The 12,534-nt window shown below is 31.3% G+C and carries 15 protein-coding genes; 6 read left to right on the top strand and 9 right to left on the bottom strand.

Annotated elements, in window-relative coordinates; translation table 11 throughout:
• Positions 1 to 64: 64 nt before the first annotated feature.
• From ABYI63_RS02950 to ABYI63_RS02975, 6 genes are all read right to left on the bottom strand, one after another.
• Entirely contained in the window at positions 65 to 1,483 is a 1,419-nt protein-coding gene (locus ABYI63_RS02950) for a CCA tRNA nucleotidyltransferase (RefSeq protein ID WP_372753270.1), read from the bottom strand.
• Between the two features lie 22 nt (positions 1,484 to 1,505).
• Positions 1,506 to 1,895, bottom strand: coding sequence for a GxxExxY protein (locus ABYI63_RS02955; protein WP_372753272.1), 390 nt, complete (start codon positions 1,893 to 1,895; stop codon positions 1,506 to 1,508).
• A gap of 126 nt (positions 1,896 to 2,021) precedes the next feature.
• The gene (locus tag ABYI63_RS02960) at positions 2,022 to 2,582 is read right to left on the bottom strand and encodes an L-threonylcarbamoyladenylate synthase (protein ID WP_372753274.1); all 561 of its coding nucleotides are present in this window, start codon (positions 2,580 to 2,582) and stop codon (positions 2,022 to 2,024) included.
• A gap of 2 nt (positions 2,583 to 2,584) precedes the next feature.
• Positions 2,585 to 3,514 (bottom strand): glycosyltransferase family 2 protein, encoded by a 930-nt coding sequence (locus tag ABYI63_RS02965; RefSeq protein ID WP_372753276.1) that lies wholly within the window; start codon positions 3,512 to 3,514, stop codon positions 2,585 to 2,587.
• Positions 3,515 to 3,522: 8 nt separating this feature from the next.
• Positions 3,523 to 4,320: a glycosyltransferase family 2 protein gene (locus ABYI63_RS02970; protein WP_372753278.1), complete on the bottom strand. Its 798-nt coding sequence runs from the start codon at positions 4,318 to 4,320 to the stop codon at positions 3,523 to 3,525.
• A gap of 130 nt (positions 4,321 to 4,450) precedes the next feature.
• Positions 4,451 to 5,197 carry a glycosyltransferase family 2 protein gene (locus ABYI63_RS02975; RefSeq protein WP_372753280.1) on the bottom strand — a complete coding sequence of 249 codons (747 nt, stop codon included), beginning with the start codon at positions 5,195 to 5,197 and terminating at the stop codon, positions 4,451 to 4,453.
• A gap of 78 nt (positions 5,198 to 5,275) precedes the next feature.
• On the opposite strand from ABYI63_RS02975, the gene ABYI63_RS02980 reads away from it, so the two are divergent.
• A complete protein-coding gene (locus ABYI63_RS02980; protein WP_372753282.1) occupies positions 5,276 to 5,998 on the top strand; it encodes a polysaccharide deacetylase family protein in 723 nt (240 codons plus the stop codon).
• Here the strand turns inward: ABYI63_RS02980 and ABYI63_RS02985 are convergent.
• On the bottom strand, positions 5,990 to 6,727 hold the full coding sequence (locus ABYI63_RS02985) for a glycosyltransferase family 2 protein (RefSeq protein WP_372753284.1): 738 nt from the start codon (positions 6,725 to 6,727) through the stop codon (positions 5,990 to 5,992). The two genes, ABYI63_RS02980 and ABYI63_RS02985, sit on opposite strands and share 9 nt — an antisense overlap.
• 51 nt (positions 6,728 to 6,778) lie before the next feature.
• On the opposite strand from ABYI63_RS02985, the gene ABYI63_RS02990 reads away from it, so the two are divergent.
• Both ABYI63_RS02990 and ABYI63_RS02995 read left to right on the top strand, forming a co-directional pair.
• Positions 6,779 to 7,600, top strand: a complete 822-nt coding sequence (locus ABYI63_RS02990) for a glycosyltransferase family 2 protein (protein WP_372753286.1) — start codon at positions 6,779 to 6,781, stop codon at positions 7,598 to 7,600.
• A gap of 11 nt (positions 7,601 to 7,611) precedes the next feature.
• Entirely contained in the window at positions 7,612 to 8,427 is an 816-nt protein-coding gene (locus tag ABYI63_RS02995) for a glycosyltransferase family 2 protein (protein ID WP_372753288.1), read from the top strand.
• Positions 8,428 to 8,453: 26 nt separating this feature from the next.
• On the opposite strand, the gene ABYI63_RS03000 is transcribed toward ABYI63_RS02995, so the two are convergent.
• On the bottom strand, positions 8,454 to 9,530 hold the full coding sequence (locus ABYI63_RS03000; protein ID WP_372753290.1) for a glycosyltransferase family 9 protein: 1,077 nt from the start codon (positions 9,528 to 9,530) through the stop codon (positions 8,454 to 8,456).
• Between the two features lie 94 nt (positions 9,531 to 9,624).
• On the opposite strand from ABYI63_RS03000, the gene ABYI63_RS03005 reads away from it, so the two are divergent.
• On the top strand, positions 9,625 to 10,404 hold the full coding sequence (locus tag ABYI63_RS03005; RefSeq protein ID WP_372753292.1) for a lipopolysaccharide kinase: 780 nt from the start codon (positions 9,625 to 9,627) through the stop codon (positions 10,402 to 10,404).
• A gap of 107 nt (positions 10,405 to 10,511) precedes the next feature.
• Here ABYI63_RS03005 and ABYI63_RS03010 read toward each other — a convergent pair whose 3' ends face one another.
• On the bottom strand, positions 10,512 to 11,327 hold the full coding sequence (locus tag ABYI63_RS03010) for a 2,3,4,5-tetrahydropyridine-2,6-dicarboxylate N-succinyltransferase (protein WP_372753294.1): 816 nt from the start codon (positions 11,325 to 11,327) through the stop codon (positions 10,512 to 10,514).
• A 329-nt stretch (positions 11,328 to 11,656) separates the two neighbouring features.
• Between ABYI63_RS03010 and ABYI63_RS03015 the strand changes: the two genes are divergently transcribed.
• The gene (locus tag ABYI63_RS03015) at positions 11,657 to 11,968 is read left to right on the top strand and encodes a hypothetical protein (RefSeq protein ID WP_372753296.1); all 312 of its coding nucleotides are present in this window, start codon (positions 11,657 to 11,659) and stop codon (positions 11,966 to 11,968) included.
• Positions 11,969 to 12,081: 113 nt separating this feature from the next.
• Positions 12,082 to 12,492, top strand: a complete 411-nt coding sequence (gene ruvX, locus ABYI63_RS03020; protein ID WP_372753298.1) for a Holliday junction resolvase RuvX — start codon at positions 12,082 to 12,084, stop codon at positions 12,490 to 12,492.
• The last annotated feature ends 42 nt before the right edge of the window (positions 12,493 to 12,534 follow it).

The raw sequence follows: 12,534 nt of genomic DNA on the forward strand, positions 1-12,534 counted from the left end.
TCGAGCGCAGTCGAGACCTTTATTAATGTTATTACCTCTCGACTGCGCTCGAGGGATTGGATAATTATTTGTTAATAGTTAATTTAAGTCGTTTACCTTCTTTCAACATTAAATTATATGCAGCTTCGTACTCGTTTGGAATATCGCCTTCAAGAATAGCTTCTTTAATAGCTTCTTTGATTAGACCTATTTCTCTTGATGGTTTTAAATTAAAAACTGCCATAATTTCTTCGCCTGAAATTGGTGGTTGGAAATTTCGAACATGGTCACGTTCTTCAACTTCAATAATTTTTTCACGAACAATTTTAAAGTTGTTGTGGTATTTATTAAATTTTTTAGGGTTTTTTGTAGTAATGTCCGCTTCGCATAGCGTCATTAAATCGTCTACGAATTCGCCAGCATCAAATACCAGTCTTCGTACAGCCGAATCTGTAACTTCTTCGTTAGCCAAAACAATAGGGCGAGAGCTCATAAAAACCATTTTCTGAACGAATTTCATTTTATCATTTAAAGGCATTTTCAATCTCTTAAATAAATGATAGGTCATTTTGGAGCCTTCAAATTCATGCCCATGAAAGGTCCAACCTACTTTTTTGCTAAATTTTTTTGTTGGTGCTTTTCCTATATCGTGTAATAAGGCAGCCCAGCGTAGCCATAAATTGTTGGTGTTCTTAGCAATATTGTCAACAACCTCCAGGGTGTGGTAAAAATTATCTTTATGTTTTTGTCCTTCAACTTCATCAATGCCTTTTAACGCTACAAGTTCTGGTAAAATGTATTTTAATAAGCCGGTTTTTTCTAAAAGTAAAAATCCGATAGAAGGGGTTTCACTTTCCAGAATTTTATTTAGTTCAACAACAATACGTTCGTTAGTTATAATTTTAATTCTCTCTGAATTTCTGGAAATGGCATCCAGTGAGTTTTGTTCAATTTTGAAGTTTAATTGAGTTGCAAACCTAATGGCACGCATCATTCTTAAAGGGTCGTCACTATATGTAATGTCCGGGTTTAAAGGCGTGCGGATAATTTTGTTTTCTAAATCTTCAACACCGTTAAATGGGTCTAGTAAATTTCCGAAATTAGCTTCGCTTAAATCTAGGGCTAAAGCATTTATGGTGAAATCGCGTCGGTTTTGGTCGTCTTCAAGGGTGCCGTTTTCAACAGCAGGATTTCGGCTATCTTCGGTGTATGATTCCTTTCTTGCTCCAACAAATTCAATTTCAATATCATCGCATTGAAGCATGGCGGTACCATACGTTTTAAAAACTTGTACTTTGGGTTTATTGGGTAGATTTTTGGCAACTTGTTTGGCAAGTTTAATCCCATCGCCAATAGCAACTACGTCAATATCTTTAGCGTTACCGCGTTTTAAAATTAAATCGCGAACAAAACCACCAATAACATAGCTATCCAAATTTAATTCTTTGGCAGATTGAGAGATGGTTTTAAATATGTTGTGTTGTAATGCTTCTTTGTAATTCATGATTTTACCGCAAATTCGCAAATTATATCTTCTTTGAATCTATGATGCGTTTGTATTCTAAGGATATTAAATTGAAATTGGCTAAAAGTGCTAGTTTATATCCTAATATTTTTAAATAATTTAGGCATTGGTTATAATGGCTAGCATTAAAGCACTCAACTGTTTTTATTTCTAGTATGATTTTATCAAACACAACAAAATCAGCATAAAATTTGTGTTTTAAAAAAGTGTCTTTGTATTTAACTTTAAATTCTTTCTCTCTTTCAAATGGAATATTATTTTTGTTGAACTCGTACTCTAAGGCATTTTTATATACGATTTCAGAAAAACCTTTTCCCAGATTTTTATGAACTTCAAAGAGGATACCAACTAATTGGTAGTTTTCTTCTTTAAATATATAATCCTCATCCATTTTAATAAAAAATAATTGGCTCTTATTTTACCACCGAAATTTAAATTTTACCACAAATTCGCAAATTAATTTCTTTAGAATCTTATTCAAATTTTATAAAGAATAATTTGCGAATTTGCGGTAATCTTACTCGCGAATAATCTTCACCACCCCACTATTACTTAACTTAATAATTGAAGAAGGCTTATCGCAAATTTTTTCGTGCTGCAAATTTACAACATAGTCTACACCTTTTAAAACCTCTTGTTGTATTTCTTTAAATGATTTTGGAGTTGGATAAGCACTTAAATTCGCCGATGTTGAAACGATAGCACCATTTAGTCGTCGGCATAGTTGAAAACAAAATTCATCATCTGGAATTCTAATGGCAATGGTGCCATCTTCCGCCACTAAATTTGAGGCCAAATTTTGAGCATCATCATATATTATGGTTGTAGGTTTATCTGTAACTTCAATTATGTTTAATGCGACTTCTGGTACTTGTTTCACGTATTTTTTTAGCATTCTATCATCGGCAACTAAGCAAATTAATGCTTTACTATCCACACGTTGTTTAAGTGCGTACACTTTTTTTACAGCTTCTGCATTAGTAGCATCACAACCAATGCCCCAAACGGTATCCGTGGGGTAGAGTATGAGTCCGCCGTCTTTTAGAGTTTGTACGGCTTTGTTTATTTCATTTTGCATAATTATAAAGGGTGAATTTTTTGTTTATGTTTTAAAGACATGGACAAAGGCGCCTGCTTAAATAAAGCCAAAAATACTGGCCAATTAGCGGGCTTTAATAAGCCGCTAAAAAAGTATTTTAATTGTAAATATAATAGTAAAATTAAATATGAAAATATGCCGTAATGTTTCCTAATAATATATAGTAAAGATATTTTTAATTCTATTTTCAGGTCAATTATTTTAGGAGAACTGGCTCCATGAAAATGAATGAATTTACCATCAGGCACTAAAAAAGCTTGTTTGTTAATATTTGCTAGACGTTTGCACATATCTGTTTCTTCATGGTATAAGAAAATGTTAGTGTCAAAACCACCAACGTTATTAAAATCTTCTGAAGAAAAAAACATGAAACTTCCAGCAACAAACTGACCTCTTTGAGGCTCTGAGTAGCTTATTTTACGTTTAGGGTATTTGTTTGGATTAATAGTTTCTAAAACTTTTCTGCCAAATAATTCTCTTCCTAAAGAAGCAAAATGATCAATTGTAGGTAGTAATTCATGGTTTTCTTTAAAAGCTTGCGGACCACAAACACCCACATTTTTGTTTGAATCCATGAATCTTTTTAAGATACTTAAGCAATCATTTTCAAATAAAACATCGTTATTTATAAATGCTAAATAGTGGCCTTGTGCTTCTCGTACACCTATCATATTTCCGCCACCAAAACCCGTGTTAATGTTGCTTCTTATTAGGTTGATTGTATGGGCATCTGAAATGGAATCTATATATTTTTTTAAAGTGAAATAACTTTCTGCTTCCGATCCGTTATCCACAATTAAATACTGACAAGATAAATTTTTAGAGGTGTTTTTTAATATAGATTTTATGCAGTTTATGGTATATTCTGCCGTATTGTAATTTATAATTATAACCGAAACATGGTGTTGCATATTTAAAATTATAGATATTGATTTATTCCTTTTTCAATAGTGGTTATTTTTTTAGCTGTTGTTTCATTTTCAATTAATTCATTTAAATGAATGTGGCTTTTATCTTGTTCCTTGTGATAGATATGATAAACCAAACCTCTAAATTTTAGTCTTTTTCCTTTAACACCTGTATTTAATAAGCGTTGTGCCATTTCGCTGTCATCAATTCCCCAACCTACTAAGTCTTCATTAAAACCATTAATTTTAATAAAATCACTTCGCCAAAAAGACATATTACAGCCTCTTAATTTTTTTGATCTTGAGCTTTCTTCTTTATATAAGTTAGCCAATAAGGGGATTCTAAGGGTGCGCCCTCTCTTTTTTATGCCTTTTGAAAAAAAGTGAAATTCAATTTGTTTTTTAGAAAATAATTCAGTCAAATAAGGTTTTAAGATGTTCACTCTGCTACCATACAGAAAAGTGTTTTTGGAGGCCATTTGTAAATGATCCTTAACAAAATCTTTATGCATAATAATGTCGCCATCAATTTCAATGATATATTCGTATTTGGCTTTTGCAACGGCTTTATTCATGATAGCAGGTTTCTGATTTTTATTATCCTCGTGCCAAACGTGAATTAAAGGAATTGGAAAGTTCTTTTGAAATTTTTCAATTAATTCTTTAGTTTCTTTTCTAGATCCATCATCTGCAACAATAACTTCATTAGGAAAAACCGATTGATTTTTGACACTTAATAGCAATAATTCTAATGCTTCAGGCCAATTATATGTTGGCGTTACCAACGAGCAAGATATGTTTAAAGGCATAACTTTTATTTTGAATACAAAATAATGGTTTTTATTTTGTTAATTAATAGTTTAAATTGAATTATATACATCCAATTTAGTCAATATAATTATGGATTTCATTAATTTGAAGAGTATTAATATTAAATTATTAATCAATTCTTCGATACATTGTCCATAAAAATAAATAGCGTTTTAATACACCAAAGGCATTTAAATAAGCTAAAATAAAGCCTTCTTTACCATCAAGTATACCAAATTTTATAAAGAATTGATGAAAAAATCGCCAAAATGGTCTTATTACGAAATGATAGAAGTTTGGACGTACTTTTTTATCATAAAGCATTTGGGCTTGCAGCTTACTGTAAGAGGTTAGTTTTTGATTAAAAGAATCAAACGTACAGTATGAATAATGATTAGAAGTGTTTTTAAGCACTTCTGTATTACCGTTTACGCTCAACGTTTCGTGAACAGGATTAGAACTAAAAGTGGCATGAGATTTTTTAAAAACCCGAAATACGACATCATTTTGAAAGCCACTATATTTCATGTGTTTGCCCATAAAATAAAAATTTCGTTTTACTTTATAAGCAGTAACATCATGTTTTACTTTAATTTTTTCTTGAATTTCTGTGGCTAATGCTTCAGAAATGTCTTCGTCCAAATCAAAAAATACAACCCAATCATGTTTAGCTTGTTCTAAAGCGAATTGCTTTTGAGCTGAAAAATTATCAAAATCTCGTATAATTACTTTTGCATTATGCGCTTTAGCTATTTCAACGGTTTTATCGGAGCTATTGGAATCTATAATAACAATTTCATCTGCAAATGATAAGCTTTTTATAAAACGCTCAATATGTTTTTCTTCGTTGTAAGTTATTGCAAGTGCACTTATCATTCTATAGAAATAAAATTATGTAGATTTGCGAGCAAAAGTAATCAATTTTTAACTAAATATTAAAAGCTATTTTGGGCTATGGCACGTTTACCAATTTTGATGTATCACCATGTTTGTAAGGACCAAAAACACAGTAAATCGTTAACGATTGCAGCAGACACGTTAGAGGAACAGTTTAAATATTTGGTTGATAATAATTATAAAACGATTCATTTTTCAGAATTAAAGACCTATTCAAAAAGCAAACCATTACCATCCAAAATGGTAATTATAACGTTTGACGATGTATATGTAAGTCAACTAGAATTAGCATATCCGTTGCTCATAAAATATAAGTTGAAAGCTAGTTTTTTTATTCCTTTTAAATATGTTGATGGTGTTGATTCTTGGAATACGAATGAAGAAAAAATTATGTCGGTTAATCAATTGAATTCCATGAATTCAGATGTTATTGAATTAGGCTTGCATTCATTTCATCATAAAAAATACAACGAATTATCTATTTCAGAAATTGAAGCAGATTTTGAAGCTAGTGAAGATTTCATATCAAAAAACAAACTCCCTATTCAACCTGTTTTGGCGTATCCTTACGGAAAATTTCCTCGTAAAAATCCGGAGCAGGACGACTTCTTCAAAACCTTAAAAAAGCATCATATAGATTATGGTTTACGAATTGGTAATCGTGTTAATAACTTCCCTTTCAAAGATAATTATCAGGTACAACGTATTGATATTAAAGGCGAAGATTCCTTAATGATGTTTAAATTGAAATTGAAATTCGGAAAATTTCCCTTACTTTAAATTTTTTTCAAGTAAAATTAATTTCACATACCTTGAAAATACAGCATATGCATTTATGGACGATACGGCTAAACCTGGAATGCCATCTAAAAAAGCACGCTTCACAAAATATTCATGAAAAAACCGATACATGGGCTTAAAAACTAAGAGAAAATAAGTGGTTTTCTTGTTCTTGTTTTGCATTTGTTTGGCCTGAAACCATGCATAACTATCTTTTTTACTTATATAATGCGGCATACCTTTGTAGGTAAAGTGTAAAACCTTTTCTTTCAGTTTTCCAACACTGCCATTTACTATTAGTTTTTCGTGTACACTGCCTTCAAAATGGCATTGCTCTCGTTTTACTAAACGCGTAACATCATTGTTATGATGGTATAAAAAGCGATTCATAAAAAAGTGAGGAAAATTCAATTTATAAGCGGTTTGTTTTCCGTTTTCTATGGCGTTTAAAATGTCTTTTTGAAGATTTTCGGTAATCCGTTCATCAGCATCCAAAAACAAAATCCATTCTGTTTTAGCAAACTGCAACGCATGATTTTTTTGATTCGAAAAATTATCAAATTTTCGTTGTATGACTTGACAATTAAATTTTTTAGCAATTTCAACTGTTTTATCGGTGCTAAAGGAATCTACAATTATAATTTCGTCAGCAAACTTTACAGAATATAGGGCGCCTTCAATATAATCTTCTTCATTAAACGTGGGAATGATAACTGTAAGTCTATTCATTGGAAAAAGTAAAGCACAAAATTAGTAAAATAACTTATCTTTGTCAGCATTATGACGAACAATACTTCTATAATAATTAGCACTTACAATTCGCCAAAATGGTTAGAAAATGTGCTTCATGGCTATAATAATCAAACCTATCGTCAATTTGAAATGGTTATTGCGGATGATGGCTCTAAACAAGAAACTTTTGATTTGATTGAAAAAATGCAGTCTGAAGTATTTTATAAAATCATACATGTTTGGCATGAGGATAATGGCTTTCAAAAATCACAAATTCTCAATAAAGCCATTCTTGCATGTACAACGCCCTATATCATCATGTCTGATGGTGATTGTATTCCAAGAGCCGATTTTGTGGAGCAACATGTTAAATACAGAGAAGAAGGTTATTTCTTGTCTGGAGGCTATTTTATGTTACCAATGGCTATTTCATTAGCAATTACAAAAGAGGATATTTATTCTGAAAATTGTTTTAATCTTTCGTGGCTAAAAAAGCAAGGATTAAAATCGTCTTTTAAAAATAATAAGCTAACATCTAAAGGTATAAAGGCTTGGCTTTTAAATAAAATGACACCAACAACACCAAGCTGGAACGGCCACAATGCTTCTGGTTGGAAAGACGATATTATTGCAATAAATGGTTTTGACGAACGTATGCAGTATGGCGGACAAGATAGAGAGTTGGGTGAACGACTTGTAAATTACGGTTTAAAAAGTAAACAAATACGTTACAGTGCTATTTGTGTTCATTTGGACCATAAACGAGGTTATAAAAATGAAGCTTCTATTGCAAAAAACCGACAAATTCGTAACGAAACCAAAACGCAGAATAAACGTTGGACAGACTACGGAATTAAAAAAAACATATAAAATTTATGGGTTTGTTAACGTCAGTAATCTTAAGCACTTACAATCAGCCGGAATGGTTGGAAAAGGTTCTTTGGGGTTACGAGCAACAAACTGTTACAGATTTTGAAATAATTATTGCTGATGATGGCTCAAAGGATGAGACAAAGCAGCTGGTGATGCAATTTAAAAAAAGCTCGATACTTCCAATAACGCATGTTTGGCAAGAAGACGAAGGGTTTCAAAAAAATAAAATTCTAAATAAAGCCATTTTAACAGCCAAGGGAGATTATTTAATTTTTTCTGATGGCGATTGTATTCCTCGAAAAGATTTTGTTGAAACACATATTTCTTTAAAAGAAGATAATTCGTTTTTGTCTGGAGGTTATTTTAAACTTCCTATGGATATTTCTCTTTTAATTGACCACGAAGTGATTAAAAATCAATGCTGTTTTGATAAAAACTGGTTAATAAATAAGGGGTTGAAGCCTACATTTAAATTGAATAAATTAACTTCAAAAGGTCTAAAAGCTTTTTTGTTAAATATGTTTACCCCAACCAAAGCAACTTGGGATGGAATGAATTCGTCTGGATTTAAAAAGGATATTTTAGCTGTTAATGGTTTTGATGAACGTATGAGTTACGGGGGTGAAGATCGAGAACTAGGAGAGCGTTTAATGAATTTAGGAATTAAGCCAATTCAAGTAAGATATAGCGCCGTTTGTGTGCATTTGGAGCATGAACGAAGCTATGTGGATTCACAAAAAGTTATTCAAAATAAGGCTATAAGAAACGAAACAAAAAAGCAAAAAATTACCTGGACGGACTTTGGAATTGAAAAATCTAGCTAAGTACTAAGGTTTTTTATGGTTCTTATTTATTTTAATTGCTTATTTAAAAACTGTGTTAATTTTGGAATGATGATTTCAGGTGAAAGTTGACTGTATAGGAAAGTGAAATCTTCTTCAATTTCACGTCTCTTTTTTCTTGAAGTTGTAGTGTATAATTCTGGTTTTTCTTCTAATAAATGTACAGACGTATGCGTAATCCCATCTTCAAAACTAGCCCAATGTTCTTTCAAAACATAAGGAGAAAAAATGGTGAAAGTTGGTTTATTTAATGCTTTTGCAATGTGAACAATCCCACCTTCATTTGCAATTAATATGTCACATTTGTTCATTAATTGAATAAATCCTCTAATGCTGTCTTCGTAGATGTCGAATATTATTGCGTCTTTGTGTTTGCAGTTATTGTAAATAGTGCGCGCCTCTTCAATTTGATTTGGTGCATAATTAAACAATACAAAAACATCATAATTTTCAGTTACAAAATCAATTATTTCTGTAATGTAATTATAGGGCATTGTTTTTTGTGGTGTACTACCCAATACCCCAAACATAATAACAGGTTTATTATATTTATTTAATTTTATGTACTGTTTTTCTTTCTCAGAAAGATAAATTTCAGGTCTGTATATTGGTGCTTTTATTGGAAACACAGATGTTACTAAGTGTACTCTGTCCTCTATAGATTTTCCGCAAGGTTGTGTCTTTTCTTTTAATAATCTTATGGAATGTGTATAGAATTTTAAAGGCGGGTTTTTTTCTCTTTTTTTGAAACCTATTCTCATTTTTGCACCCGAAAACAAACAAATTAATCGGCTTTGTAATTTGGCATAGGGGTCGAAAATAATATCGTATTTTTCTTTTCGAATCTGTAAAATGAGTTTAAATAGGTTTGATACTTTTTTTAATTTCTTTTCATCAATGGGCAGAATTAAAGAAATATTTGGGTTGTGTTGAATAACCCCAGTCGTGTAATCGTAAACCAAATAATGAATGACAGCGTCAGGATACACCTGTTTCATATTTGAGGCAATAAGTGACGCTATTAGGACATCTCCAATACGCTTGTTTTGAATAACAAGTATTTTTTTTTGACCATTTATCACCATAGCGACCATTTTTATTTAGGATTGTAAAAAGTTAGCGCAAAGTATTATAATTTCTGCTTTTATTAAAATATCAATTCATATATCTTTGAAGCTTATGAACGCAATAGTGAGAAACATTCAAATTCACCCTGACTATCAAAAATTTAAAACAGAGATTTTAAGTGCTATTGATAATTTCGACAAACAAGGTGATGTTGTTTTTGAAGGTGGTAGAAACCATATTAAAAAATTCAAAATAGGAGATGAGTATTTTAGTGTAAAATCTTTTAAATCACCTTCTTGGTTTAATGCTTTTGTTTATAAATACATTCGAAAATCTAAGGCTAAACGATCGTTTGAATATGCTTTGAAACTCATTTCATCACAAATATCCACACCGTTTCCTATTGCATATGTAGAAGAATTTTCAACTTTTGGGATTAAAAAAAGTTATTTTGTTAGCCTTCATATTGCCTATGATTTTGACTTTAGAGTGTTAATTCATAACCCTAATTATCCTGAACGAGAAGAAATTTTAAAACAATTTACCGAGTTTACTTTTAAATTACATGAGAATCAAATCAATTTTTTAGATCATTCTCCGGGTAATACCTTAATTGTTAAAAAGAAAGAAGGGGTATATGATTTTTATTTAATTGATTTGAATCGGATGGTTTTTGAACCATTAGATTTCGTTAAACGAATGAAAAATTTTAGAAGATTATGGTTGTCCAAAGCCATGGTTAAAATTATGGCCAAGCATTATGCTATGCTAAGCAATGCAAATGTTAAGGAGACTCATGATTTAATGCTTGAATTTTCAAGAAAATTTCAAAGAAAGGTTGATCAGAAAAAATTAAGAAAATCTGGAAGAAAAATGCAGTTTAAGTCCTAGCAAAAAAAAACCAAATTCCAAAACAATCAAAAGTAGGTCTTAGAATTTGGTTTTATATAATTTATAAAAACACTAAATTTTTAGTGAAATACTATTTAAGCTTAGCTTTAAACCGCAACATCGTTATCACGAAGTGCATTGTTTAAAGATGTTTTCTTATCGGTGCTTTCTTTACGTTTTCCAATAATTAACGCACATGGTACTTGGTATTCACCAGCTGCAAACTTTTTAGTGTAACTTCCAGGAATTACTACCGAACGAGCTGGAACACAGCCTTTCATTTCAACAGGGGTATCACCAGTTACATCAATAATTTTAGTACTCATGGTTAAAACAACGTTTGCACCTAAAACAGCCTCCGTTTCAACACGTACGCCTTCAACTACGATACATCTAGAACCAACAAATACGTTGTCTTCAATAATAACCGGAGCAGCTTGTAATGGTTCTAAAACACCACCAATACCAACACCACCAGAAAGGTGAACGTTTTTACCAATTTGAGCACAACTTCCAACAGTAGCCCAAGTATCAACCATGGTTCCTTCATCCACATACGCACCAATATTTACATAACTTGGCATTAAAATAGTACCAGCAGAAATGTATGCACCATGTCTTGCAACGGCATGAGGTACCACACGAATACCTTTTTCAGCATAACCTGTTTTTAATGGAATTTTATCATGAAACTCTAAAGGTCCACATTCAATAGTTTCCATTTTTTGAATAGGGAAATATAAAACAACAGCTTTTTTAACCCATTCGTTAACTTGCCAACCACCTTCTACTGGTTCGGCAACACGTAGTTCACCTTTATCAAGTAAATCAACAACGGTTCTAATGGCTGTAGTAGTTTTTTCTTCTTTTAAAAGATCTCTATTATCCCAAGCTTGTTCTATGGTTTGTCTTAATTCTGTCATTATGTATTTTAATTTTTGGCAAATATAAGAGGTATCGATTAAAAAACAGGAATGAAATACCTATAATATGCACTTTTAAAAGTATCAAATTGTGTCGTTAATCGACATCTTTTATTCCGTTAATCGGCCTTGTTACTCTATTAAATAAAAAAATCACCGGATTAAATGCAAAACGCGTGTTTTTGGTCTTTTAAATTGTGCTTTTTATCTGTTAATCGGTCAAAAAGTGCATCTCCACTACTAATCGAAAATACGTGGTGTACATCTAATTTATTGTGTGTGAGGTCTTGTGTGGCTATATATTTGTCTCATCAAACAATAACAAACACATGAAAACAAATTTATACATATTAATCATCTTCTTATTAGCTTTCACTTTTGGAAATGCACAAAGCACTACTGAAACTGTAAACAATGAAGTTATTAATATAGTGTCTGTTTCTGATGATAACAAGGAAGTAACTGTTGAAAACGCAACAATTAACACAAACGAAAATGAAGTAATTTTAATGGATGCTTCAGTTGTAAAAGAAGCTGTTGCTCGTAGCTCTAGCGATATTAAAATTTACTTTAACCGTTTAAGAAACGTAGATAACTTAAACTTATTATTTCCTAAAATGAATAAAGCTGTTAAAGCTTAATTAAAAATTCGAGTAGATATTTAAAAGATTATATAAGGTTATATTGAAAAAAGACTTTCTGAATAGAAGGTCTTTTTTAGCTTAATACCATATTTTTGCAGTAAAGATGTATTATGGCTCGTATTTTGGCAATTGATTATGGAATGAAGCGAACAGGTTTAGCAGTAACTGATGAACTTCAAATAATAGCGTCTGGATTAACCACCGTTAATACCAATGAATTACTTTCCTTTTTGAAAAAATATACAACTAAAGAATCTGTAGAATTATTTATTGTTGGAGAACCCAAGCAAATGGATAACACAGCATCGGAAAGTGAAGCCTTAATTGTGCATTTTTTAAAAAAGCTTGAAGCTGAATTTCCTAACATACCAATAAAACGAGTAGATGAACGTTTTACCTCTAAAATGGCTTTTCAAACAATGATTGACAGTGGATTGAAAAAAAATCAAAGAAAAAACAAAGCCTTGATAGATGAAATTAGTGCAACACTAATTTTGCAAAGCTATTTGTATTCAAAATAATCAACTTCGTAAATAAGAATAAAATTCACATTAATACAATCA

It is taken from the genome of Mariniflexile sp., assembly GCF_041583155.1.
Lineage (GTDB): Bacteria > Bacteroidota > Bacteroidia > Flavobacteriales > Flavobacteriaceae > Mariniflexile.